This is a genomic window from Bacillus sp. M6-12, assembly GCF_002860285.1.
Taxonomy (GTDB): Bacteria; Bacillota; Bacilli; order Bacillales; family DSM-1321; genus Peribacillus.
In genome coordinates this window covers 55,567-80,926 of sequence record NZ_PGVF01000025.1, presented here as the reverse complement: position 1 = coordinate 80,926, position 25,360 = coordinate 55,567, and the positions used below count along the sequence as shown (strand labels likewise).

The following is a 25,360-nucleotide window of genomic DNA, read 5'->3' as shown; positions in this document are numbered from 1 at the left end:
ATCGTACATCCACTCCTTTGGATAGATTGTTAAGGCTGCTATCAGGAATCACTTTCCAAATGTAATTTAAAAAGAATCTAGCTTAAATCACCTGGACTGTATACCGCAGCATCATTCTCTTTATTCCATTGGCTGTTGTTCATAAACATCTGAACCATCTCCTTTGGTTGAGAATGGGTGTTACATTACTCATTTTACCCACCACAAGAATCACGAAACATAATAATTGGGATTTTTTCAAATATTCTTCAAAATGTCCATCTTGTGAATTTGATTGAGTGAAAAAAGATAGAATGTGTTAAAATGTTTTTTGTATAGGTACACTTTACTTCTCTAGGCAAGTGAAGGATGCTATAAGAATCTATAAATATCAAGGAGTTCTGAAAATGGAAAAAGTATTGGTATTCGGACATAAAAACCCAGACACAGATACGATTTGTTCTGCAATCGCTTATGCGGATCTGAAAAACAAACTTGGCTGGAAAGCTGAGCCAGTAAGGCTTGGCCAGGTTAATGGAGAAACTCAATTTGCGCTGGATTATTTTAAGGCAGAGGCTCCGCGTCTGGTTGAAGAGGTAGCAGCGGAAGTGAAAAGTGTTATCCTGGTCGATCATAATGAGCGCCAGCAAAGTGCATCTGACATTGAAAAGGTGCAAATCCTTGAGGTTATTGACCACCACCGTATCGCTAACTTTGAAACAAGCGATCCGTTATATTACCGGGCTGAACCAGTTGGATGTACGGCTACAATCCTTAACAAAATTTATAAGGAAAATGGCATTGATATCCCAAAAGAAATTGCTGGATTAATGCTGTCTGCGATTATTTCCGATTCACTTTTGTTTAAATCGCCAACATGCACAGAGCAGGATGTTGCTGCTGCACGTGAATTAGCGGAAATTGCTGGTGTGGATGCTGATAGCTACGGATTGGAGATGCTGAAGGCCGGTGCAGACTTAAGTGATAAAACAGTTGAAGAACTGATTTCACTAGACGCAAAGGAATTTCAGATGGGTAACAGCAAGGTGGAGATAGCACAGGTAAATGCTGTTGACACAGCAGAAGTAATGAAGCGCCAAAAGGAACTGGAAGCAGCTTTGGCCGTTATTATTACCGAAAAAGACTTGGATTTGTTTTTGTTCGTTGTGACTGATATCTTAACGAATGATTCTGTCGGGCTGGCATTGGGACGGAAAGCAGAGGCTGTTGAGCAGGCATATAATGTGAAGCTTGACAATAACTCGGCAGTGCTTAAGGGTGTAGTTTCCCGCAAAAAGCAAATTGTTCCAGTATTAACTGATATTTTTAACGCAATGTCTTAGCTAGTTGTTTTAAAAAGATAAAACACCGTTCATATTGTATGAGCGGTGTTCCTTTTATCCATTTTCTTCGGAAAAAGGGCGGAACGGCATAAGAAAAACTAATTAAATTTAAACTTAAGATCAATCAGGAAGTTGTTTAGCTTCGTCACACCGCCTTCATTGTGTTAGCAGGTGCTAACTGATTATTCTTATTTCTTGAATGGATCGGGAGTATAAACTCGTGATTATTTTCTGTTGGTAATACGGCCATTTCTGTACCAGGTTTAGTGCAGATTGTTTTAAAGGCCGCGCTTTGGATTAACCTATAAAAATTCAAATTGGACAGCCCGGACACTTACATACTGATTTGAAAAAATGACGGGAGTATTCTTTGCATAGAGTATTTTCCTGTTTCCTTGGAAGAGAATGGGAGGAATAAAGTTTATGAAATTAGCAACAGTAACTTACAAAGGGGAAAGAAACATAGCCTTGGCAGATACAGAGAATAATAAAGTACTATTGCTTAAGGCAGCTGCTGATGCAGCCGGACACAAAGGCAATGTCCCGGCTACAGTTATAGATGCCATCGAAATGGGCCCTGACTTTCTTGACTTGGCACGGGAAATGCAGGAGTGGGCCGGAAGTCAGGAAAATAATGGAGCATTTTATATCAATCTTAATGAAGTGACATTTGAATCACCTATACCCAGACCTCGCAAAAATATTTTCTGTGTTGGCAAAAATTATGCAGATCATGCCATTGAAATGGGGAGTGCTGCCGATATTCCGGAGCATATCATGCTTTTTACAAAAGCTCCGACAACCGTCATTGGCAATTCCGCCGCTATTCCGAGTCATGCCGGGGTTACTACTGAGCTGGACTATGAAGGGGAGCTGGCAGTGGTTATCGGTAAAATCGGCCGGGATATCCAAAAAGAAAAGGCACTCGATTATGTTTTTGGCTATACAATCCTAAATGATGTGACGGCTAGGGACTTGCAGGCCAGGCACAAGCAGTTTTTCCTTGGAAAAAGCCTTGACGGGACCTGCCCGATAGGCCCTTTTATTGTTGAAAAATCTTTGATAGCTAATCCGAATGCTCTGGACATCAAAACAACGGTTAATGGGGAAGTCAGACAGGTTTCGAATACAGAGAACTTTATTTTTCCTATGAAGAGATCATCTCAACGATTTCAAAAGGAATGACCCTGGAACCGGGCGATATTATTGCTACTGGGACCCCTGCGGGTGTAGGAAAAGGTTTTAAGCCTCCGAAATTTTTAAAATCCGGGGATGTAATTGAAATTGCTATAGAGGGCCTCGGTACACTGGTGAACGAAGTACAATAACGTATTTTTGGTTTTACGTTATTGCGTATGTTATGATAGAAAGGAAAATTTGTTAGGAGGATACTTTCTATATGACTCATGCACATATTACTACCTGGCTGATTGCTCTGATCCTCTTTTTTGTCGCGTTTTCCATGCAAAAAAGCGGCAAACAAAAAGCAGCCAAAATAAACCACATGATTTTGCGAGTTTTCTATCTGCTTATTATTGCTACAGGCGGAATGATGATCAAATCGATGTATGGACCTTATATTGTTAAAGCCCTGATCGGGATAATTGTTATTGGATTGATGGAAATGGTGTTGGTCCGTTCTGCAAAAGGCAAGGACACGAAAGTTCTTTGGATTGTCTTTGCGGTAGCCTTTATTGTTGTCGTTTACATGGGCTTGTCATTGCCTCTAGGATTTAAACCATTTGCATAATAGGAATCAAGCACTGCCTTTTGGCGGTGTTTTTTTGTGTTTTGTCATTAGACCATCCAAAGGGGAGTATGCGTGTGAGTGTTAAAAAATTATACATATTCATTACAATCTATTTATGGTATTTTAGAAGTACAAGAAAAGACAAAATTTCCATTTATGGTTAAGTGTGGTGAAATAATTGTCGCGGACATTCAGCTGTACATATGAAAATGGGGAACAATTAGAGACTTATATATTAGAAAATGAACTTATGGATTATCCTGATATTCTAATTCAGTTGTTTTCTGGACGACAGGAAGTGAATGCAGCAGCTGAGGTGAAGAAAGAGCTGTTGGATCTTCTGCCAAATGCTGTTCTGATTGGCTGTACAACAGATGGAGAGATTATCAATGGTACTTCTTCAACAGGAACTATAGCCATTCATTTTACAGTATTTGAGAAAACGAGAGTAAAGAGCATTCTTCTTGAAACAAGTGATTTCCCAAGCGGAAGGTCGCTTGGGAAAAAGCTGGTCAAAGAATTATGCAAAGCAGATACGAAAGTGATTCTATTGTTTTCGACTGCTTTTGGCCTCGATGCTCTCGCTTTATTGGCAGCTATACATGAAGAGAATAAAGACGTTACGGTCATTGGTGCCTTAGCAGGAGATGGCGGTTTATTTAAGGATACTTACGTCTGGAGCAGCCAGGGTCTCACTTCAAGCGGCATTGCAGCAGTTTCATTAAATAACGAACATTTACAGATTCACAGTTTCATAAATAATAATTGGCGGGAAATTGGCCAGCCCCTTAAAATAACCAAAGCAAGCGGAAACGTTGTATACTCAATAGACAACAAGAAGCCAATGCAGGTTTTCAGGCATTATCTCGGTGATCAATTCATTAAGGATCTTCCGAGATCAGGAGTTGAATTTCCCTTTCTTTTACAAAAAGGCGGGGAAAAAAGGACTCTGTTTGTGAACAAGATACATAAAAATGGTGCTATTGAACTCAGCGGGAATGTGGAGCATGGAGAGCTGCTGATATTTTTATATATTAACTTTCCGGATATGGTGGATTCATCGCTTCAAAATATGAAGAAAATGGCTAAAAAACCTGTAGAGTCTATTTTTATGTACAACTGTACAGTCCGAAAAAGTTCTCTCTTTCACTTTGCTGCTGAGGAGGCAAAGATGCTGGCCGAAATTGCTCCGGTAAATGGGTTCTACTCCTACGGCCAATTTTGCAGCCAGGCGGACAACTCCCTTCAGCTTTACGGATGTTCTGCAGTCATGATCGGGATTAGTGAATCAAAGGAAGTTCACACTCCTGAAGGAATCAGATTTTTCTATGAGATGCCGCAGGACATGAAATCGATTTTGACCCTGACAAACTTAATCGAGGCATCTTCGAAGGACATCCAAGAACTGAACGAATATGTAACAACGTCAAAGCAGTACTATAAGTCCCTCTTCGACAATAATAATGATATTGTTTATTCGACAGATCTGCAGGGCCGTTTTTCAAGTGTAAACCAAGCATGTATTGAAACTCTTGGCTATCCAGAGGAAGAGATTTTGGGGACTTCGGCTTTGAAGTTTCTTAAGGACGAAGATGTAGCCCGAGTACGAATGTATTTTTACCGCGCTTTAAAAGGAAAGGTTCAATCATATGATGTAGATATCACTACCCGGACTAAGGACAGACTTTCTTTTCAGATTAAAAATATCCCGATAAATGTAAATGGGGAAACGGTCGGAATCTACTGCATCGGGAAAAATATCACTGACCAAAAAGAGATTGAAGAAAAAATGGTGCAGCTGGCCTATTACGATAGCAATACAGGGCTGCCAAACCGGGTAAAATTTACTGAACAGCTGAAGGAGCTTATTAACCGGGCCACAAAAAAGAAACGGAAGCTTGCAGTTATGTTCATTGATATGGACCGGTTCAAAATTATCAATGACAGCCTAGGCCATTATCCCGGGGACCAGGTCCTGAAGGAAATGGCAGAAAGAATCAGGAAGGCATGTCCTGCAGGGACGTATCTTGGCCGATTTGCAGGTGATAAGTTCACACTTATTTTAACGAAAAATGTTGAAGCTGAAGAAGTGATAAAAATTGCAAACGCTATCATGGTTACGATAACCCGGCCGATTATTTATAATAGACAGGAGTTCTTCATTACTGCCAGCATTGGAATATGTATGCACCCAGAAGACGGAATAGATGCGCATGAACTTCTGAAAAACGCTGACACAGCGATGAACCGCTCAAAAAATCAAGGTGGAAACCGGATAACTCTATATAGTAATGAAATGAACGAGCAGGCAATAAAACGCCTGGAAATGGAAAGTTTGTTAAGAAAAGCTGTAAGAAATAAGGAATTTTTCCTGTGTTATCAGCCGTTAATTGATTTGGAAACCGGCAAAATTTACGGCAGTGAAGCTTTGATTCGCTGGAATCATCCGCATCTGGGACTGGTTTCTCCTGCAAACTTTATCCCGATTGCTGAAGAGACCGGTTTAATCGATGAAATAGGTACATGGGTTTTATATACGGCCTGCCGACAAAATAAGCAGTGGCAGGAAATGGGACTGGGAGAGCTGACAATTTCCGTTAATGTTTCTGCATACCAATTTCAGCAGCAAAGGTTTTTGGAGCATGTCAAGCAGGCCTTAAGGGAGTCCGGTTTGCATCCATCCCATTTACATCTTGAGCTGACCGAATCTCTTATGCTCAGAAATATTACCTACAGCGTGTCTGTAATGGAAGAATTGCAGCGGCTGGGAATTAAGGTTTCAATAGATGACTTCGGAACTGGCTATTCATCGCTTAGTTACTTAAAAAGCCTTCCAATCGACACATTAAAGATTGACAGATCGTTTATCAGCAATTTGCGGGATACCACTGATATTGCCATAGTCAAGGCAATTATCACCATGGGGCAGGGCCTTGATGTAAAGATCGTTGCCGAAGGGGTCGAAACAAAGGAACAAATCGAACTGCTTCGAGAACTGAAATGTCACTATGCCCAAGGCTTTTATATCCACCATCCTCTTACGGCATCTGAATTCGAATCAGGATTAGCACAAAAAAGGCCTGTGCCTATTTTATAGAGCGCGGTTGTTTTGGCAAATAGAACCCCTGTCATGGCGACAGGGGTTTTACGCTAGCGCTTTTCTATGATATCTAGCTCCAGCGCCCAGCCCCGACGCACAGGACAAGGAAAGCTTCGACAGCATCCCATCGCACGAAACAAAGCGGCAGCTTTGTGAGGAGGTGCTAGTGTCGCCGTTGCCACAGGACGTGGCGGTCCTAGGCGGCCTCGAGTGTTGTAACCAACTGCCGTTACAACCTTGGTCATATGCCAATCGCTTCGGAAGGCAAAAAGTGCCTTCTGTCAGCGCTTGTCTTATGTTTAGGCCCACAAGATGCGGGTCAGAACGGCGTTGCCCCAAGACGGGGCGAACTTAGCCGTTCTTCCTTTTCACAGGGCGCTTCCGCTTTTCTTTTATGTCTAGCTCCAGCGCCCAGCCCCTCGAGGTCATAAGCCAATCGCTTCTGAAGGCAAAAAGCGCCTTCTGTCAGCGCTTGTCTTATGCTTGTCGGGGCTGATCAGGGTGCTTCCGCTTTTCTTTAAGGATGGGAATTAAGCTTTTCGATAACAATCCTCTTGCCGGTATTAATGGTAAATTCAAATCTATTTTGTTCATTTTTAGAATAGCAAAAATGGTGCTGGACGCTGCAAATCTGGGTTCCATTATCAAAGGTCAGAAAATTTACTCCGGATTGGGCTGTTAAGTCCCGTAAAAACGTAAGCTGATTATAGCAATAAATACTATCATAAACTGAAAAATCTAATGAATTCAGTGTTGTTACAAATTGAAAGAAAGAATCGTCATTTAGCTCCTCTAGCAGCCTTTCAAAAGAATAAAGCAGCTGCTTTCTGATCCGGATTTGCTCCTTCTCCATTAAGTATGCGTGTGTCTTTCCTAAAGTCACAAGGCCATTTTCCCCTAAAATACCCTTTCTCCATCTGTTTCCCCGAAAAATTTCGATATCATGCTTCAAATAATCCTCCAGAGAATAAGCTTCATCAGTTTCTTCATCAAAAAAGATCCATTGCTCGTTAATATATTCAACGATACCTTCCGTATAAGCCCGGGATTGATGATTCAATAGTGTTGTACGCTGCTGCTTGTTCATAATAACCCTCCAAAAACGGAATGTGTCACTTACTTTTTTTAGGCGGATAGGAAAGTATAATTCGTTTATAAAAGAGTCCTTCTTCCATCCGCATAAAGCAGAACACTGACTAAGTACGCCACGTTCTGTGGCAATGTCTGTGGACCCACAACATGTGGGCTCAACTACGCCTCTGTCTTCGCCTTTACAAGGCTCACCAATCGGCGAGTTTTCTAAACAAATCCTGTGAAAAATATAACCGTATATTTTTTTAAAGGCTGGACAAATAACCAACCTGAATTTTCTGCATAGGCTATGTTAAATCGTTCTAATGGGCAGTGAGTTATTATTTTTCCCATTTATTCAGAACTGACTGTTTTCAAGCATATGAGGAGTATGAGTTCCTCGTCTCAAATCAGCCGGCGGCAGTCCTTCTCGATTAGTATCCGGTAAGAAAGGAAGATGTCTATGTGTGGAATAACGGGTTGGGTACATTTTCAACAAGACCTGAAAAGTAAAAGAGGAACAGTCGAAAAGATGACAGAAACGCTGTCGAAGAGAGGGCCGGATGATACGAATATATGGACTGATACGCATGCCAGCTTTGGCCATAAGCGCCTTACTGTAGTAGATCCTGAAGGCGGCAAGCAGCCGATGACTAGGGAGCACCTGGGAAACCGGTATACTCTTTGCTATAACGGTGAGCTCTATAACACAGAAGACATACGGAAAGAACTACTATTAAAAGGATATTCATTCAGAGGCCATTCTGATACAGAAGTTTTGCTCATTTCTTATATTGAATGGAAAGAAAAATGCGTGGAATTTTTCAATGGAATATATGCTTTTGCCGTTTGGGATGCCAAAGAAGAAAAGCTGTTTTTAGGCAGAGACCGGCTAGGTGTAAAACCGCTATTTTATACAGAAAAAGGCGGGGGACTGATATTTGGTTCAGAGTTAAAGGCAATTCTGGTCCATGAAAATATGGATGCAGAAATAAACCGGGAGGGCTTGGCAGAGGTGCTTGGTTTAGGCCCATCACGCTCGCCGGGATCCGGTGTATTTAATGGCATTCAGGAACTTAGGCCTGGCCATGCAATGACAATGTCCCGGCATGGAAAGCGGCTTTGGCGATATTGGAATGTTGTAAGCAAGGCGCATCAGGATTCCATTGAGGAAACTGCTGAAAAGGTAAGATATCTGGTTGAAGATGCAATTACCCGCCAGCTGGTCTCAGATGTACCATTAAGTGTATTTTTGTCGGGCGGCCTGGATTCGAGCGCAATAACGGCAATAGCAGCCCGGGCATTTGAGAAAGAAGGAAAAGGGCCGCTCCATACTTATTCAATTGATTACGAAGATAATGATTTATTTTTTCAGGCAAATGAATTTCAGCCAAATTCGGATGGCTATTGGATTAACCGCATGACAGAGGCTTTTGGCACCATTCATCATCGAAGAATAATATCCCAGAAGCGATTAGCAGAACATCTTACAGAAGCGGTTCATGTTAGGGATTTGCCCGGTATGGCTGACATTGATTCCTCCCTGCTTTGGTTCTGCAGAGAAATTAAACAGGATTTTACTGTCAGCTTGTCAGGAGAATGTGCGGATGAAATATTTGGGGGATATCCGTGGTTCCATCGAAGCGATGATTTGAACCGTCCTGGTTTTCCTTGGATGAGATCTGTGCAGGAACGATCTGGCTTAATTAGTGATCAATGGCGGAGGAGACTAAAACTAGAAGAGTATGTTCAGGAACAATACAGGCGTACGGTTGCCGAGACACCTCTGCTGGCTGGAGAAAATCCTGAAGAAGTTAAACGCAGAGAGCTGTTTTACTTGAATATGGTGTGGTTTATGACGACCCTGCTGGACAGAAAGGACCGGATGAGCATGGGAGCGAGCCTGGAAGTGCGTGTACCGTTTGCCGACCACCGGCTGGTTGAATACGCATGGAATATTCCGTGGCAAATTAAAATGGCCGGAAACCGGGAGAAAGGCATCCTCCGAAAATCTCTTGAAGGACTGCTTCCGGATGAAGTGTTATACCGCAAAAAGAGTCCATATCCGAAAACCCATAATCCAGAATATACGAGGCTTGTTCAAGCTTGGCTGAGGGAATTACTAAGTAAGGATTCGATTCTGTATGAATTATTTGACAAGAAGAAACTGACTGATATTGTGGAATCCAATGGTTCAGCATTCAAGGTTCCATGGTTTGGTCAATTAATGTCTGGCCCTCAGCTCCTTGCATACTTGGCCCAGCTGCATGTTTGGTTTGAGGACTATAATATTAAGCTGATAGAATCATAGAATCATTGCCTTAATAGAGGTCAATTATTACTGTTACTGGCGATCCATTACCGATAATTTTTGTGGTTCGGATCGTCTTTTTTATGCCAGCATTATAGAATGTTAGATTAAGATTGATAATCCCAAATTTATAGACAGCAAAGGTTGACTTCTCCTAGCTTTTTTACTGGAACCAAAGGGATTCTAAAATTTTTTTATTATACCAGGAGAAATAATACAAATTTCTGACAGGAATATAGGTAAAAAGAACTATCAAAAATGATCTTTATCCTTTACAATATAAATATTCCCTCAATGGAGGGAAGAACATATAGAGGAGAATAAATGACCGGTGTCAATAAAATTAAGAACATTTTTTGCTATTTTTTTTGCTTTTGGCATTATAGTACTAACAGCTTTTCTAAGCACTATAATCGGTAATAAAACATTACAGCAGGTAGAACTAGAGTCAGGACAAGCATTGTCGGGAATCACCTGGCAAATGGCTGATAAATTGGATTACTTTATGTGGTCGCGCTATGGGGAAATAGAAGTATTAAGTGAGCTGGAAGCACTTAGAAGCATGCAGAACAAAGAAGAGGTAAGAAAAATTCTCGATCAATTGAGCGAAAGTATTCCATCTTTTTCCTGGGCAGGAGTGATCGACAGGGAAGGGAAGGTTTTTGCTTCCACAGGGGGACTCCTTGAAGAAGCTGATATTTCAGAGCGTCCAGTATTCCAGAAGGCAAAGAGTGATACATATATTGGCGATGTGCATGACGCCGTACTTCTTTCCAAATTGTTGCCCAATCCAAGCGGTGCTCCCCTGCAGTTCGTTGACATAAGTACGCCGATTTACGGGAAAACAGGTGAAGCAAAGGGAGTACTGGCTGCCCACTTCAGCTGGGAATGGTCCAAGGAGATGTCCGAAAAGGTGCTTCATTCCTATGATGATCACATAAAGAATATGGACATCCTGGTCGTCAGTTCGCGGAATAACACGGTCTTATTGGGACCGAAGGAATTAGTAGGCAAACCTCTTAATATTAAGAGTGTAAAAGAGGCGCAGAAGCAAAAGAGCGGATGGCTGCTTGAAAAATGGCCGGATGGAAAGAAATATGTTACTGGATATGCTTACGGAAAAGGCTATTTAAATTACCCGGGGCTTGGCTGGTCGGTCCTTGCAAGACAGCATGAAACAGAAGCTTTTTCCTCTGCTAAAGAGCTGCAAAGCTATATCTTCTACATTGGAACAATCTCAGCTGTCATATGCGCGGCTCTTGGCTGGATTATTGCGGGCGTTATTTCTAGTCCTTTAAGCAATATTTCCCAGGCGGCAAAACGGCTTCAGCAAGGCGAAAAAACCGAAATACCATCCTTTCGCGGAATAAAAGATATCGAGATCCTGACTTCTTCGCTAAAGCAATTAATTGCCACTCTTATTAACACGGAATCAAAGCTTGGAAAAATGGAAGATCTTGCTTACCTGGATGGGTTAACAGGACTCGCAAACAGAATGTCGCTATATTTATTTTTAAATAACAAAATAAAGAATATGGACCCTAAAGAAAAATTAATTTTTCTGTTTATGGACCTTGATGGCTTTAAAGGAGTAAATGATCAATGGGGTCATCGGATTGGCGATTTGCTGCTGGTGGAAACAGGCAGGCGGCTGGGTGCGATCCAGAATAGAAACGCATTCATTTCCCGGCTGGGCGGTGATGAATTTATCATTATACTGTCAGTTCATTCGGATTCTCCGGACCGGGAGGCTAGAAAAACCGGAGAACTGATTATTGATGACATTAATATGCCGTACGAGATAGAAGGCATCTCGCTTCAGATTGGCTGCAGTATCGGAGCGGCTATTCGGGATTCGCATGGAGAAGATGTGGATACGATGCTTCGCCTTGCGGACGAGGCCCTTTATGTGTCAAAACGCGATGGCAAGAACCGTATTACCATTTACGAAAATTCCAAGAATGCCGGATAACTTTCCTGCAGTATAAAAAAGCAAAAACCTTGTCTGTCCATTTAAAGACAAGGTTTTTCATATGCATTTTAAAGCGTTTTTGAACAGGTTTTAAAGCACGAGCCTGAATTTTTTTCTATTCTGAAGCTGCAAGCGGCTTTATGAACCCTTTTGATGCTTTGGACCTCCAGCGCCAAAGCATCAAAAGGCCGCGAAGTCATTCCTCTGCGGCAAAGCAATCCAGTTTCCCAGCATGAGTTTTAACTTTCAGCCTATGCATGAAATAAGCATAAATAGTTAGCACACGCTAACAAATTAAAGGCGTGTGAGCGAAGCATACCATACGACTTCAAAAGAGAATTTTATATTTAAATCAATAATTAATCTCTTTACCAGAACAATGGGCACAGCTCATCCCCTTTTCCGCTGAGAAAAAGGTTGTCAATCCTCAAAAACAATATATAATTATTTTTAAAGTTGTGCAACCGTTTTCACAGCCTGAATATCCCATTTATAAAGTGTATACCTATTGGCAAAGATGGTTTTTCCCCCAAATTGTATATTTCGGTTTGACGCCAACATTGCAAAAGGCTACGCTTATAACCGTAATAAAAATGTAAGGGGGAGCGAATGTGCGCAAAAAATTGAGTGCACTTATTTTAGTTCCGTTTCTTCTTTTGTATGCTTTTCCCGCTGGAGCTGCTGAAAAAGAAGAACGAAAATGGCAGGATGAAGTTATTTATTCAATTATGGTGGATCGTTTCCTTAATGGTGATACCAATAATGACTTTAAAGTTAACGTGGATGACCCAATGGCCTATAATGGCGGAGATTTTATAGGGATTCAAGATAAACTGGAGTATTTGCAGAACATGGGATTTACTGCCATTATGCTGTCTCCTGTTTTTGATAATGAAGCAAACGGATATCACGGCTATTGGATTAACGATTTCTATAAAACCGAAGAACACTTTGGAACTTTGAAGGAATTTAAGGCATTAGTAAACGAAGCACATAAACGAAAAATGAAGGTAATCCTTGATTTTCCAGTAAACCATGTCGGGCCGAAACATCCTTGGCTTGCTGATCCTAAAAAGAAGGATTGGTTTCATGAAAGAAAAGCCATCACAGGCAAGCTTGCTGGTTCATCAAATGTTAAAAAAGATGAAATGGAAAAAGCCTGGATTGATGATCTGCCGGATTTAGCCCAGGAAAATCCTGAAACCGGCAATTATTTGATTGAGGCAGGCAAGTGGTGGATTAATGAAACGGACGTTGATGGCTACAGGCTGGATGCTGTAAACCATGTCCCAATGGATTTTTGGACTGATTTTGCAAAGGCAGTAAAATCGGAGAAAGAAGATTTTTATTTGCTGGGCGAAACATCGGGGCTTGATGCACCGGATATAGCAGCATATCAGAACACGGGAATTGACGGATTTTTGGATTTTCAATTAAATGAGGAGCTTCGATCTTTCTTTGGAAAGCCGTCACAACAAGAGCTGGAAGGGCTGGTTGTCTCAGGTGAAACCAATCGAAAAACATATCAGCATCCTGAATTAATGGGCACCTTCCTTGATGATCAGGATATGCCCAGATTTACAAGGGAAGCAGCTTTAAACAATCAGCATCCAGGGACACGCTGGAAATTGGCGTTATCTTATCTGTACACTACTCCGGGAATTCCAATTGTTTATTATGGTACAGAGATTGCAATGAACGGGAACGAGGTACCTGAGAACCGTGCGCTGATGGCATTTAAAACAGAAAAAGAACTAATTGATTATATAACCAAGCTGGGCGAACTAAGGCAGCAGCTGCCCGCGCTCACACGCGGTGACATCGAATGGCTGCACGATCAAGAAGGGATGGCTGTTTACAAGCGATCATATAAGGATGAAACCATCATTGTTGTTATTAATAACAGCACAAAGACACAGTCAGTTAGCTTAGGCAAAAACATAGTCAGCAGCAACCAAGAGCTAAGAGGATTGTTAGCCGGTGACCTGGTTCGTGCGAATGACGATAAGTTTTCAATCATAACCGACAGGGACGAAGTGGAAATTTACGCCGTTGCTGAAAAATCAGGACTCAATATTCCATATTTGATTGTAATGGGACTGGTCTATACTCTATTTGTCATTTACATCGTCTTTCTCTGGAAAAGATCAAAGCGCAGAAAACAGAAGAATTGAACAATTAGATTGCGAGGGAAATGGCTATGAAGAGAGTTTGGTGGAAAGAAGCTGTTTGTTATCAAATTTACCCCCGAAGCTTCATGGACAGTAATGGGGACGGAATTGGTGATCTTCAGGGTGTCATCTCAAAGCTGGATTATCTGAAAGAGCTGGGCATCGAAGTCATTTGGATTTGTCCGTTTTTTGAATCTCCTAATGCTGACAATGGCTACGATATTAGTGATTACCAGGGGATTATGAAAGAATTCGGGACAATGGATGATTTTAATCAGCTTCTTGAGGAGATCCATTCACGCGGCATGAAGCTGATCCTTGATTTGGTAATCAACCATACAAGCGATGAACATCCATGGTTTATCGAATCACGCTCTTCAAGAGTTAATGAAAAGCGGGATTGGTATATCTGGCAGGATGGGAAAGACGGCAAGGAGCCAAATAACTGGGAAAGTATTTTTTCCGGCAGCGCGTGGGAATTTGACGAAGTGACCGAACAGTATTACCTGCATCTCTTTGCCGTAAAGCAGCCCGACCTTAACTGGGAGAACCCTGTTGTCCGCAGCGCGCTATACAGCATGGTAAACTGGTGGCTGGATAAAGGTATCGATGGCTTCCGTGTTGACGCAATCAGCCATATAAAAAAGCGTGAGGGATTCCCGGACATGCCAAACCCTGAAGGTCTTGATTATGTCCCATCGTTCGAAATGCATATGAATCAGGAAGGGATCGAAACCTTCCTTAAGGAGTTGAAGGGTGAGACCTTCAGCAAATATGATATCATGACTGTCGGCGAAGCAAATGGTGTGAAGCTGGAGCAGGCTGATGAATGGGTTGGCGAAGAGAATGGAAAATTCAATATGATTTTCCAGTTCGAGCATCTTGGTTTATGGGATAAGGGAGAAGATCACGGAGTAGATTTAGCTGCATTAAAAAAGACGCTGACAAAATGGCAAAAAGGTCTTCATAATAAAGGGTGGAACGCTTTATTCCTCGAAAACCATGATCAGCCCCGAAGCGTATCAACCTGGGGAAATGATCGTGAGTACTGGAAAGAAAGTTCAAAAATGCTGGCTGCCTTTTATTTTTTAATGCAGGGAACTCCGTTCATCTACCAGGGCCAGGAAATTGGAATGACCAATGTCCAGTTCCAATCGATTGAGGATTATGATGATGTGGCGATGGTGAACTTCTACCAAATTGAAACCGAGAAGGGAAGGCCGCATCAGGAAATCATGGATATTATTTGGAAAAGCGGACGAGATAACTCCCGGACACCTATGCAATGGAACCGCAGGAAAAATGGCGGATTCTCGGAAGCAACTCCATGGCTGCAAGCCAATCCTAATTTCGGAGAAAAGGTTAATGTGGAAGACCAAATAAATGATCCTAACTCTATATACCATTTCTACAAGAATATGATTCAAGTCCGGAAGAGCAATGATGTGTTTATTTACGGGGAATATGATTTATTGCTGAAAAACCATCCTGCTGTCTATGCTTATACACGCACCCTCAAGGATAAATCCGCATTAATCGTTTGTAATTTTGGAGACCAGGAAGCTTCAGTTGCGTTTCCTGCCATCGACCGTAAAACAACGAAACTTGTTCTGGCAAATTATCAGGAGACGGAAGAAAAGCTGCCTAAACAGCTGGCCTTGCGTGCGTATGAAACAAGGGTATACGTATATTAGCAGTGAAAAAACCAGCGGAGCCCCAATGGCCCGCTGGTTTTTTTACAACGCAAAGCTGGTGCGCTTAAATCTGCATCTCTTTTGCTCGATTGTCTTGGAGTGTTGCTTAATTCATTACGTTTTCCGCTTAATGGAATGTACTTCGCTTAATTCACAGAATTTTCTCTTAAAACGAAAAAGAGTACATTTGCTGCAGTAAATCAGCTGGCTCAGCTTATCCGTTTACAACCTTGCCGCCGTTAATATGAATCATCTGGCCGCTGATATAGGAAGAGTCATCGCTGGCAAGAAATACATAGGCAGGTGCCAGCTCTTCTGGCTGTCCCGCTCTGCCCATCGGCGTATCCGTACCGAACTTCGCCACTTTATCCTCAGGGAATGTCGACGGGATTAATGGAGTCCAGATTGGTCCAGGCGCAACGCCATTTACCCGGATACCGTCTTTGGATATTGAGTTGGAAAGGGCTCTCGTAAACGAAACGATAGCTCCTTTCGTTGATGAATAATCAATTAGCTGCGGATTGCCTTCATATGCGGTAATGGATGCTGTATTGATAATACTGCTGCCTTTTTTCAAGTGGGGAAGTACAGCACGAGTTAAATAGAATATAGAAAATATATTTGTTCTAAATGTTCGTTCCATTTGCTCGCCAGTAATATCCAGGAAATTTTCCTGCGGATGCTGCTCGGCAGCGTTATTAACTAGAATATCAATGGAGCCAAATTCATTTATCGTTTTTTCAACTATTTCCCGGCTAAAGGCTTCCTGGCCAATATCACCGGCAATAAGGAGGCATTTTTGCCCTTCCTGCTCAATGAGGCTTTTTGTTTTGCCTGCATCATCGTGTTCATCCAAATACACAATAACAACATTGGCACCTTCTTTTGCAAAATAGATGGCGACTGATTTACCGATACCGCTGTCACCACCTGTTATAATTGCTGTTTTTCCTTTTAGTTTTCCGCTGCCTTTATAATCAGGCTTTACTGATTCCGGTTTTGGATTCATTTCTGATTCCAACCCAGGCTGCCGGTTCTGATGCTGTGCCGGGAACCCTTGGTTATTTTTATCTTGACTGCTCATCTAATCCCTCCCTAATTATAATCTCTCCCTTCTTATTCCATTGATTCAAAGCTGAAAAACATGGAAAAATAATGTAATCAATAGAAAGCGATCTTAAATGAGCCTTACCTTAAGTATAAAAGGTGAAGTTTTTTGCCGAAAGAGCGGATACACCCTGGCAAAAGGAACGTCGACTGGGGTGTGGCAGGGTTGTAAGCAAATGTGCCATTACACTTTCCAGCCTGTCCCCAACAGACGCCCCAAAAAAGAGGAACTCCTTGAATGAGTTCCTCTTTCAAACCAATTACGGAATTCCCCGCCTGATTTTATGGTTATGGTGTTTCTAACGGATCATGTTATCGGTAATTCATATACTGAACATCAATGGAAAGATCTGCATCTCTAATGGCAGCTATGACTGCCTGCAGGTCATCCCGGCTTTTTCCAGTTACCCGGATTTGGTCGTCCTGCACCTGGGTCTTTACTTTCAGTCCGCTATTCTTAATGATCGTGTTAATCTTTTTGGCGTTTTCTTTGTCAATTCCCTGAATCAGCTTGGCCCTTTGCCTAACTGTACCGCCTGAAGCACCCTCAATTTTTGCATAATCGAGGTTTTTTACCGGCACTCCGCGCTTAATGAGCTTGCTGATCAGCACATCCTTTAGCTGATCAAGCTTGAATTCATCATCAGAAAGCAGAACAAGTTCTTCTTTATCAAGCGTAATATCACTTTTGCTGCCTTTAAAGTCATAACGGGTCTTAATCTCTTTAAGAGCCTGTGATACCGCATTAGTTACTTCTGCAAAATCTACCTTAGATACAATGTCAAATGAACTTTCCTTAGCCATTCGTTACCTCCAAATTCCGTGTATTTTCTTCCATTATAGTCAAAACAAATGTTGATAACAACCGGGCAGCCTATACCGTAAATTCGTGCTGAATGCAGGTTTTCATAGGAAAAGAAGCCATCCTGAGGACAGCTCCTAAAAGCTTGTTTCTATTCTTGAGGAGGAATTTTGTTAAGGAAGAAAAGGGCAAGAGTTCCCGGCCCCACATGTGCACCGATAGCCGAACCAATTTCATTGATAAAAATTTCCTTTACGCCGAATTCCTCCTGAATGGCCTGTTTCCATTCCAATGCGGTTGCTTCATCAGCGGCATGACTAATGGCAAGCTGCTGCAGCTCCAGCATTACTCCCCGTTCATGCATTATTTCCAGCACTCTTTTAAGAAGCTTCTTTTTGCCACGGATTTTTTCGAGAGGAATGAGCTTACCTTCTTCTACATGCAGCAGCGGCTTAATGTTGAGTAATCCGCCGATAAAGGCAGATGCTTTGGAAATTCTGCCGCCTCTGGCGAGATATTCAAGTTCATCGACCGTGAACAGATGCTCCATCAGCAGCCATTCTTGCAGCATTCATGACGACCAGACCATATCCTAGCGAAGCACATTTTGAGTCAACCACATCAAGGTCAAGCTTAGGGTATTCCTCTTTAACCTGGTTACGAATCATTACGGCAGTCTGATAAGTCCCTGAAAGCTCTGAGGAAAACGCGATATAAATGCCGCTTTTTCCGGATTGGGCAACCTCAGTGAACACTTGCTGCATCGTTTCAGGTGAGACCTGCGACGTCTTTGGCACCTTTCCGGCTCGCATCGAATGATAAACTTCATTTGGGTTAATGGTACGCAAATCTTCGTACTGCTTGTCGTCCAGAAGCACCTGCAATGGCAGAAAGGCCACATTATTCTGTTCATAAAAAGATAATGGCAAATCACTGGCACTGTCGGCAATTATATGTACATTCATATATCCACCCGCTTTAAGATTTTATAAGATATAAATTGCTTACTCCATAGTGTAGCATGTTGAGAGGAAAATTACATATAAATCATGTCTAGTATAGAAGTTATAGGGTATTTAAATACTAAAACAGAGTTTTAAGGAAAGAGGGGGAAATAAAATGTATTTGGCTGAAGCCAAAAAAGTTACAATTGTGATACTAGGAGCATTCTTGAATGCTATTTCTATTAATCTGTTCTTAATCCCTGCAAACGTATATGCAAGCGGATTTACCGGAACTGCCCAGCTAATTTCAAGGATTATGGAATCTTATGCTCCTTTTTCGATATCAACTGGTATTTTATTGCTAATTTTAAATGTGCCGGTCACGATAATCGCCTGGCTGAAGGTAGGGAAATCATTTACGTTTTATAGTTTTTTAAGCGTACTGCTGTCATCGGTATTTCTTGAAATAATACCAGTCACCCGTGTGTCTCCTGATATCCTGTTAAACAGTGTTTTTGGCGGCGTTATTGGAGCAATCGGAGTGGGCATGACATTAAAATATGGAGCGTCAACAGGCGGGATGGACATAATTGCCATGTTATTGTCCCGAATGAAAGACCGTCCGATAGGAACGTATTTCTTTTTGCTTAACTCTGTAATCATTCTGACGGCTGGCTTTGTTTTTGGATGGGAAAAAGCTCTTTACACTCTGGTTACTTTATATGTTTCAACCCGGGTTGTAGATGCCATCCATACACGTCACGAAAAGCTTACGGCGATGATTATTACCAGTAAAGGCGAAGAAATGAAAAAAGCCATCCATTCAAGGCTGGTTAGAGGAATAACTAGGATTACGGCAAAAGGCGGTTATTCCAATGAAACAAGGGATATGATGATGATTGTCATTACAAGATACGAATTATATGACCTAGAAAGGATCATAAAGGATGTAGACCCGAAGGCGTTTACAAATGTGATTGAAACAACTGCCGTTTTCGGGTTTTTTAGAAGAGATAATTGAAAGCAAGAATTAATATATACCTTAAACAAAAACCTGTAAAAGGCCATCGGGAAATTTTTATCTCCAAAATTTCCACATTTTTGTTTAACTACTAGCTAAATTGGTAATTTAAAAGGCTGTATACCTTAAACTGACTGAAGGAGGATAATATGGCTGAACAAAATAAAATGTCTAGGCAAGAAGCTGGAAGAAGAGGAGGTAAGGCTACATCGAAAAAACACGATCGAGAATTCTACCAGGAAATAGGGCGAAAGGGCGGCAAAGCTACCGCTAAGAATCACGATAAGGATTTTTACCAGGAAATTGGCAAAAAGGGTGGCGAGGCTACCTCTGAGAACCATGACCGGGAGTTTTATCAGGAAATTGGGAAAAAGGGCGGAAAATCAAGGACATATAGCAATTAAGAAAAGCGCAGCGCACTGACAAATTGTAGAATGGATAACATCGCTAGTATTGTGACTTAACCGTGTTACAACCTTCTTCTGTGGCCGCCTAAAGAAAAACCAAGAGGCTGACCGTTTTTTGTGGTCGGCCTCTTGGTTTTTCCTGAAAAGTAAGCAAACTCGCCAATGATTTAAGTTAGCCAATGGCGAGTTCCGGGAAAAAGGGGAACTGCATATTCCCCATTTCCACAAGGTGTTGATTAAGAACTGTTAAAATCCGCCTAAACTCGAGTTTTCTGCAGATTGCATTTTTTTGGCCTCTGCCTCAGCGTACGTTGTATGGAATGGGAATCGTTCATCATGCTTTGCTACAGTGTCTTTGCCCTGCTGTACAAAACGCTTTGATTTATTGCTTTTTCCCATGGTTAATCCCCCGCATTCTGAGAAAATTAAGAGACTGAGGTGCATCCCTCTATACTATTTTGGCTTCGTTTTTCCTTTTCATAAAGGTAAAAATTCACAAAAGTCTTTAAGCGATCTTAATATTGAATTTTTCCTCAAGGAATATGGCAATGCCATCCTCTTCATTGGACAATGTCGTTGTATTAGCAACACTTTTTAGCTGTTCAATCGCATTGCCCATTGCGACACCTGTGCCGGCATAATCAAGCATTTCCAGATCATTATCCTCGTCCCCGAATGCAATGATCCTGCTCTGCGGGATGCCAAAATGCTTTGCGGCCCTGTCGATGCCCACGGCTTTATTTAATCCGGCTTTTACAATTTCGATTACGTGCCATGGATCGGCCCATCGGCGGTGATCTATTAACTCAGCATGCACATCGGAAAGATGCTTCCGAATTTCAGAAACATGCTCTTCATCCGTGTGAATCAGCATAGCGGTAGGGCTGACTTCAAGAAAATTACGCAAATCACCTGTAGTGACAAGCGGATTTCCCATCTTGAATATTTCAATCAGCTTTTCATCATGATAGTGGAAATACACATCATCCTGAACTTCCGCGATAATATTATGATATTGGAAATTATCACATGCCTCTACGATATCTTTAGCAACTCTGATATCAAGCGGGGAGTGGTGAATGCCCCACCCGTTGTCAAGAGGATGGTGAACGAAAGCGCCATTAAAGTTTACAATCGGGGATGTCAGCCCAAGCTCACGGTAATAAATGCTGCTTGACCTGTATGGCCGGCCTGTGGCGATCATCACTTCATGGCCGTCGTTTCGCAGGGTATTCAGAACTTTTTTTGAGCGTTCAGAAATTTTTTTAGTATCGGTTAAAAGTGTACCGTCCAGATCCAAAACGATTAGATGCTTATCTCTCATTAAAAGTCTCCTCTGTTTACACATTATTTTTTTATATAATTTTAACCTTAAACTGTAAAAATAATTTTAAGCTAAAGTTAAATCTTTTTCATTAATTCTATATTAAGGTATAGTAAAAATAACGAAAATACGATTTGTGAATAAGGCAGGGGATAAATGTGATTTGTGTTAACAAAGAGTTTATAGATACTATTCCCGCTTTGCATATAGCAAAACAAGATATTTGGAATGAACAATTGCCGCTCATCATCTTTTTCCATGGCTTTACCAGTGCCAAGGAACATAATCTTCATTATGCATATCTACTGGCGGAAAAAGGCTTTCGCGTCATCCTTCCTGATGCTTATTTGCATGGTGAAAGAGATCAGGGTATTAATGAGTCCAAGCTAGCGATGTCATTTTGGGAAGTAGTAATCAGAACCATTCAGGAACTTGGCTGGATTAAACAGGTATTCGAAGATCGAGGTATGATTGAAAAAGGCAAAATAGGGGTGGCAGGAACCTCGATGGGCGGTATCGTGACGCTTGGGGCATTAGCTGTGTATGACTGGGTTACAGCGGCAGTCAGCTTAATGGGAAACCCGGCTTATGTAAAGCTAGCCAAATTGCAGATTGAAGAATTCGCAAAGATGCGGTACGGATTTACGTTAACGGAAGAAGAAATCCAGAGGCAGCTGAGCCAATTAGGAGAGTACGATCTCAGCCTGCAGCCGGAAAAAATTGCAGGCAGGCCAATCATGTTCTGGCATGGTGAAAACGACAATGTTGTACCGATTCAGCATGCTTTTGAATTATATGAATCATTGCTGCCTGTTTATGAGCAATCTAAAGATAAACTTTCATTTATAAGTGATAAAAGGGCTGGACACAAAGTGAGCAGGGAAGGTGTTCTTCAGACTGCAGAATGGTTTGGCAAGCATATGTCTCCGAATGTGCAAAACACTTAACCAGTTTACATTTGTCTGTTACTATAAGAAATAAAAGGAGTGAGGTTGATGGATCAGGATTTAAAGGACAATATAATGGGTGCTCTAGAGCAAGTAATCGACCCTGAACTTGGGATTGATATCGTGAATCTTGGTCTTGTCTATGATGTTGATATGGACGAACAGGGTCTTACCACTGTTAAAATGACCTTGACCGCGATGGGCTGCCCGCTTGCAGGCACGATTGTGGATCAAGTGAAAACAGTTCTTGAGGATATACCTGAAGTAAAGGAAACAGAGGTTGATATCGTCTGGAATCCGCCATGGACAAAGGATAAGATGTCACGGTACGCTAAAATTGCTTTAGGAATCAGATAGAAAATCCGGGGGAAGCATAAAGTATTAACGATAAAATGAGGTCAAGAGGGTGTCCCAAAGCGCGGGCACCCTCTTTTTTAGGGTATTAAAATTTTTGAAGCTGATGTTAAATAAATGCTGTCTCTGGCATCCTTCCACAATTCAGACAATAATTTACAATATGTGTGATGTAATTCACATTTCCTTCTTTTTGGCCTGTTTATAATAGGAGGTGGATAAGCGGGATAAACTGAATGGAGTGGTTTCATGTTTGAACGTGATTTTAATCGAGATCCATTTATTGTGATATGGGATAACAAGAGCCTGCCAGCTAAAGTGCCTTCATTGCCTTGCAGAGGCGCAAACCAGGCACAGCCCGTTTGAACTGACATTTGAAGAAGGAAAGAAACTAATAAATGATATACAGGATATGAATAGCCCAATGCTTGTTTTTACAGGCGGCCTGCTCCCTATAAAGGAAGGAAATTTAAAGGAAACATCACTCCAGAAAATTTATAGGGATTCCCCAATTTTTAAAAACTTAAGGAACCCTGATAAATACAAGGAAAATGCGGACAATGTGAATATCGGTTTGTCTGCGGCGGCTCAAGATCCAGGGCATACGCTGTAACAGGCGATTATCTTGAAAGTGAGCCATTTTGTGTGTACATTCCCAAAACATTAAGGAAAAAGGCATCTGAACAAAAAACGATGTAACTAAAGCCGATCAGTGTTATGTAGGGCAAAGCATATACTTCGTGCAATAGTTATCAGCAAAAAAACCTGTCATCAGGCGATGATAACAAGGTTTATCATATATGGAGCAGTAAAATAATATATTAATCATACGAATAAAGTTATGCTGCAATTGCTATTCTTTTATTCAATACTGCAATATACTAATGAGCAATTCTCGCAGCCGATTTCATCTTTTAATGCCTGCAAATTATGGATAGTGATTTTTCCTCTTTTAAATGAGAGAGTTTTATCACTTTTCAGATTGTTAAGCATCCTGTTAATGCTTTCCCTAGATGTGGCACAAAAGTTGGCGAGTTCCTGATTGGTTAGAGGAATATCAATTAAGACACCCTCCGGAATTTGGATGCCGTAGCTGTTAGTCATTCGAATTAAAGATGAGTAAAGTGCCCCTTTTTTGCCATTTAATACTAGATCACGGAACTTTGTTTGTGTTTTGCGAAAACGGTCGCTCATCCACTTCATGAATTCAAAAGCAAGTGAGGGATTTGTAAATAGTTCCTTCTCTAATACATCCCGGCTGACGATAGCCACTTCTCCTTCTTCAATAACCTTCCCGCTCAATTGATATCTTGGGTTTTCGGTAAATAAGGTTAACTCGCCGCAAATATCATTTTCGCCGCATATTCTAAGTGAAAGCTCTTGTCCTTCAACTGTTATTTTACTGATTTGAACATTTTCCTAGAGGACTACATATAGCTCATTGGCATCTGTTCCTTCGCGGAATAAAAAAGATCCCTTATCTGTATTGATACTACGATCAGAGAACTTCAAAAGCTCTTTTATCTGAATAGAATGAGTTGGTTTTAAAAGCATAAATGATACCTTCTTTACTGAGAAAGATTTTCTTCAGAAACGCCAAGATACTGGATGATAAAAAACGTAGCCTTTTTAGAATATAGCTAAAGGCCTCTAATAAGCTGATGTGATTATTATAAGGAATTTCAAATGGTGATTGTGTGCTTATTAGAAGGTAATTATGTATTCTTTATGAACATAGTGAAAACCGAGAAAAAATTTCACACGGTAAACAGGCTCTTTCTGATAAGATAGATATATACGATAGACAGAAATAGTCATCCTTTGACAGTTTTTAGTTGTTCATGTATTGAACTATGCATATATCGGGTAATGATCTATTATTGATCATCAGACATTTGGGGGTAATGCCCTGAGTCCTTACTTTTGGAGTTAAGTTCATAATGTCAATAATGGAACGTTACTATACAAAACAAACCACTCACAACATCTTGGGAGGGACTAGATATGGAAATAATTAAAGTCACCGATGCCCTGGATCGGCCGCTTAGGGATTTACGGATTTCTGTTATTGACCGCTGTAATTTCAGATGCCAGTATTGCATGCCGGCGGAGATTTTTAACGAAAGTTTTAAATTCCTCCCGAGAGAAGAGCTCTTATCATATGAAGAAATCGAAAGACTGGCCAAAATCTTCGCGAGCCTTGGTGTGAAAAAAATCAGACTTACCGGCGGTGAACCGCTATTGCGCAAGAACCTGCCTTATCTTGTTTCGCAAATATCAAAGATTGACGGAATCGAAGATATTGGTTTGACGACCAATGGCATCTTTTTAAAAAAGTATTCAGAAGAACTTAAAGATGCTGGATTGGATCGGGTCAATGTGAGCCTGGACAGCATGGATGATGAATTATTTAAAGAAATCAATGGACGAAATGTTGGAACAAAGCCAGTACTTGAAGGAATCTTTGCTGCAAGAGAGGCCGGGCTTGGAGTCAAAGTCAATATGGTGGCCAAAAAGGGGCTTAATGAATCCCAAATCCTGCCGATGGCTAAGTTCTGTAAAGAAGAGGGCCTTCAACTGCGTTATATTGAATTCATGGATGTCGGCAGCACAAATGGCTGGAAGCTGGATAACGTTATAACCAAAAAAGATATTCTTCAGCTCCTGCAGCAGGAATTCAAGCTTGAACCAATGGAACAGCACTATTTTGGTGAGGTTGCCCAGCGATACCGCTATGCTGGCACAAATACTGAGGTCGGGTTTATTACATCTGTATCGGAATCGTTCTGTGGAAGCTGCACCCGTGCCCGCCTTTCCGCGAAGGGTGATCTGTATACCTGCTTGTTCAACGGAACTGGGCACGACATAAAATCGCTTGTCCGTTCAGACCTCAGTGATGAGGCAGTCAGAAACCATATAATAGAAATCTGGAACCATCGCCGTGACCGTTATTCGGATGAAAGGACGGAAGGCAAAATTAAGCATGACGGAAAAATTGAAATGTCTTATATTGGCGGATAAAAAGAAATGGCCTCTGCAAGCTTATGCAGAGGCCTTTCCCAT

General features: G+C 41.4%; 16 protein-coding genes and 5 pseudogenes. 14 read left to right on the top strand and 7 right to left on the bottom strand.

Annotation, left to right across the window (positions count from 1 at the left end; all coding sequences use genetic code 11):
* The first annotated feature begins 386 nt into the window (after window positions 1-386).
* From CVD28_RS22590 to CVD28_RS22575, 4 genes and pseudogenes are all read left to right on the top strand, one after another.
* Window positions 387-1,322 (top strand): manganese-dependent inorganic pyrophosphatase, encoded by a 936-nt coding sequence (locus CVD28_RS22590; RefSeq protein ID WP_101596942.1) that lies wholly within the window; start codon window positions 387-389, stop codon window positions 1,320-1,322.
* A 414-nt stretch (window positions 1,323-1,736) separates the two neighbouring features.
* Window positions 1,737-2,650: pseudogene (locus CVD28_RS22585) on the top strand (fumarylacetoacetate hydrolase family protein).
* A 71-nt stretch (window positions 2,651-2,721) separates the two neighbouring features.
* Complete coding sequence (locus tag CVD28_RS22580; protein ID WP_101596939.1) at window positions 2,722-3,072, top strand: YisL family protein; 351 nt, start codon at window positions 2,722-2,724, stop codon at window positions 3,070-3,072.
* Window positions 3,073-3,250: 178 nt separating this feature from the next.
* Window positions 3,251-6,169 carry a bifunctional diguanylate cyclase/phosphodiesterase gene (locus tag CVD28_RS22575; protein WP_101596934.1) on the top strand — a complete coding sequence of 973 codons (2,919 nt, stop codon included), beginning with the start codon at window positions 3,251-3,253 and terminating at the stop codon, window positions 6,167-6,169.
* A gap of 520 nt (window positions 6,170-6,689) precedes the next feature.
* Here the strand turns inward: CVD28_RS22575 and CVD28_RS22570 are convergent.
* Window positions 6,690-7,259, bottom strand: a complete 570-nt coding sequence (locus CVD28_RS22570; protein ID WP_101596932.1) for a DUF2777 domain-containing protein — start codon at window positions 7,257-7,259, stop codon at window positions 6,690-6,692.
* 447 nt (window positions 7,260-7,706) lie between these two features.
* Between CVD28_RS22570 and asnB the strand changes: the two genes are divergently transcribed.
* The 4 genes from asnB to CVD28_RS22550 all read left to right on the top strand — a co-directional run bounded on the left by asnB (window position 7,707) and on the right by CVD28_RS22550 (window position 15,391).
* On the top strand, window positions 7,707-9,554 hold the full coding sequence (asnB, locus tag CVD28_RS22565; RefSeq protein ID WP_101596929.1) for an asparagine synthase (glutamine-hydrolyzing): 1,848 nt from the start codon (window positions 7,707-7,709) through the stop codon (window positions 9,552-9,554).
* 331 nt (window positions 9,555-9,885) lie between these two features.
* Window positions 9,886-11,526, top strand: a complete 1,641-nt coding sequence (locus CVD28_RS22560) for a sensor domain-containing diguanylate cyclase (protein WP_101596927.1) — start codon at window positions 9,886-9,888, stop codon at window positions 11,524-11,526.
* A 611-nt stretch (window positions 11,527-12,137) separates the two neighbouring features.
* Window positions 12,138-13,700, top strand: a complete 1,563-nt coding sequence (locus CVD28_RS22555) for an alpha-amylase family glycosyl hydrolase (RefSeq protein ID WP_101596925.1) — start codon at window positions 12,138-12,140, stop codon at window positions 13,698-13,700.
* A 26-nt stretch (window positions 13,701-13,726) separates the two neighbouring features.
* Window positions 13,727-15,391, top strand: coding sequence for a glycoside hydrolase family 13 protein (locus tag CVD28_RS22550; RefSeq protein WP_101596922.1), 1,665 nt, complete (start codon window positions 13,727-13,729; stop codon window positions 15,389-15,391).
* A gap of 214 nt (window positions 15,392-15,605) precedes the next feature.
* Here CVD28_RS22550 and CVD28_RS22545 read toward each other — a convergent pair whose 3' ends face one another.
* From CVD28_RS22545 to CVD28_RS22535, 3 genes and pseudogenes are all read right to left on the bottom strand, one after another.
* Window positions 15,606-16,475 carry an SDR family oxidoreductase gene (locus tag CVD28_RS22545; protein ID WP_101596919.1) on the bottom strand — a complete coding sequence of 290 codons (870 nt, stop codon included), beginning with the start codon at window positions 16,473-16,475 and terminating at the stop codon, window positions 15,606-15,608.
* Window positions 16,476-16,810: 335 nt separating this feature from the next.
* Window positions 16,811-17,302, bottom strand: a complete 492-nt coding sequence (locus CVD28_RS22540; protein WP_101596916.1) for a YajQ family cyclic di-GMP-binding protein — start codon at window positions 17,300-17,302, stop codon at window positions 16,811-16,813.
* A 149-nt stretch (window positions 17,303-17,451) separates the two neighbouring features.
* A pseudogene (locus CVD28_RS22535) lies at window positions 17,452-18,265 on the bottom strand (DegV family protein).
* 154 nt (window positions 18,266-18,419) lie between these two features.
* Here CVD28_RS22535 and CVD28_RS22530 point away from each other — a divergent pair.
* Together CVD28_RS22530 and CVD28_RS22525 are read left to right on the top strand one after the other, a co-directional pair.
* Window positions 18,420-19,265 (top strand): YitT family protein, encoded by an 846-nt coding sequence (locus CVD28_RS22530; protein WP_101596914.1) that lies wholly within the window; start codon window positions 18,420-18,422, stop codon window positions 19,263-19,265.
* Between the two features lie 149 nt (window positions 19,266-19,414).
* Window positions 19,415-19,651: pseudogene (locus CVD28_RS22525) on the top strand (KGG domain-containing protein); the annotation flags it as partial.
* A gap of 267 nt (window positions 19,652-19,918) precedes the next feature.
* Here the strand turns inward: CVD28_RS22525 and CVD28_RS28310 are convergent.
* Window positions 19,919-20,071: a hypothetical protein gene (locus tag CVD28_RS28310; RefSeq protein ID WP_180954278.1), complete on the bottom strand. Its 153-nt coding sequence runs from the start codon at window positions 20,069-20,071 to the stop codon at window positions 19,919-19,921.
* A 106-nt stretch (window positions 20,072-20,177) separates the two neighbouring features.
* Complete coding sequence (locus tag CVD28_RS22520) at window positions 20,178-20,996, bottom strand: Cof-type HAD-IIB family hydrolase (RefSeq protein ID WP_101596909.1); 819 nt, start codon at window positions 20,994-20,996, stop codon at window positions 20,178-20,180.
* 158 nt (window positions 20,997-21,154) lie between these two features.
* On the opposite strand from CVD28_RS22520, the gene CVD28_RS22515 reads away from it, so the two are divergent.
* From CVD28_RS22515 to CVD28_RS29395, 3 genes and pseudogenes are all read left to right on the top strand, one after another.
* A complete protein-coding gene (locus tag CVD28_RS22515; RefSeq protein WP_101596907.1) occupies window positions 21,155-21,943 on the top strand; it encodes a prolyl oligopeptidase family serine peptidase in 789 nt (262 codons plus the stop codon).
* 48 nt (window positions 21,944-21,991) lie between these two features.
* The gene (locus tag CVD28_RS22510; protein ID WP_101596906.1) at window positions 21,992-22,300 is read left to right on the top strand and encodes a metal-sulfur cluster assembly factor; all 309 of its coding nucleotides are present in this window, start codon (window positions 21,992-21,994) and stop codon (window positions 22,298-22,300) included.
* 427 nt (window positions 22,301-22,727) lie between these two features.
* Window positions 22,728-22,996 (top strand): annotated as a pseudogene (locus CVD28_RS29395) (radical SAM/SPASM domain-containing protein); the annotation flags it as partial.
* 162 nt (window positions 22,997-23,158) lie between these two features.
* On the opposite strand, the pseudogene CVD28_RS22500 reads toward CVD28_RS29395, so the two are convergent.
* Window positions 23,159-23,851: pseudogene (locus tag CVD28_RS22500) on the bottom strand (Crp/Fnr family transcriptional regulator).
* A 450-nt stretch (window positions 23,852-24,301) separates the two neighbouring features.
* Between CVD28_RS22500 and moaA the strand changes: the two are divergent.
* Entirely contained in the window at window positions 24,302-25,318 is a 1,017-nt protein-coding gene (gene moaA / locus CVD28_RS22495; protein WP_101596903.1) for a GTP 3',8-cyclase MoaA, read from the top strand.
* Window positions 25,319-25,360 lie beyond the last annotated feature (42 nt).

Excerpts from the sequence above, each read along its gene's own strand:
- CVD28_RS22590 (WP_101596942.1), top strand. The coding sequence starts at position 387 with ATGGAAAAAGTATTGGTATTCGGACATAAAAACCCAGACACAGATACG.
- CVD28_RS22580 (WP_101596939.1), top strand. The coding sequence starts at position 2,722 with ATGACTCATGCACATATTACTACCTGGCTGATTGCTCTGATCCTCTTT.
- CVD28_RS22570 (WP_101596932.1), bottom strand. The coding sequence starts at position 7,259 with ATGAACAAGCAGCAGCGTACAACACTATTGAATCATCAATCCCGGGCT.
- asnB (WP_101596929.1), top strand. The coding sequence starts at position 7,707 with ATGTGTGGAATAACGGGTTGGGTACATTTTCAACAAGACCTGAAAAGT.
- CVD28_RS22550 (WP_101596922.1), top strand. The coding sequence starts at position 13,727 with ATGAAGAGAGTTTGGTGGAAAGAAGCTGTTTGTTATCAAATTTACCCC.
- CVD28_RS22545 (WP_101596919.1), bottom strand. The coding sequence starts at position 16,475 with ATGAGCAGTCAAGATAAAAATAACCAAGGGTTCCCGGCACAGCATCAG.
- CVD28_RS22540 (WP_101596916.1), bottom strand. The coding sequence starts at position 17,302 with ATGGCTAAGGAAAGTTCATTTGACATTGTATCTAAGGTAGATTTTGCA.
- CVD28_RS22530 (WP_101596914.1), top strand. The coding sequence starts at position 18,420 with ATGTATTTGGCTGAAGCCAAAAAAGTTACAATTGTGATACTAGGAGCA.
- CVD28_RS28310 (WP_180954278.1), bottom strand. The coding sequence starts at position 20,071 with ATGGGAAAAAGCAATAAATCAAAGCGTTTTGTACAGCAGGGCAAAGAC.
- CVD28_RS22520 (WP_101596909.1), bottom strand. The coding sequence starts at position 20,996 with ATGAGAGATAAGCATCTAATCGTTTTGGATCTGGACGGTACACTTTTA.
- CVD28_RS22510 (WP_101596906.1), top strand. The coding sequence starts at position 21,992 with ATGGATCAGGATTTAAAGGACAATATAATGGGTGCTCTAGAGCAAGTA.
- moaA (WP_101596903.1), top strand. The coding sequence starts at position 24,302 with ATGGAAATAATTAAAGTCACCGATGCCCTGGATCGGCCGCTTAGGGAT.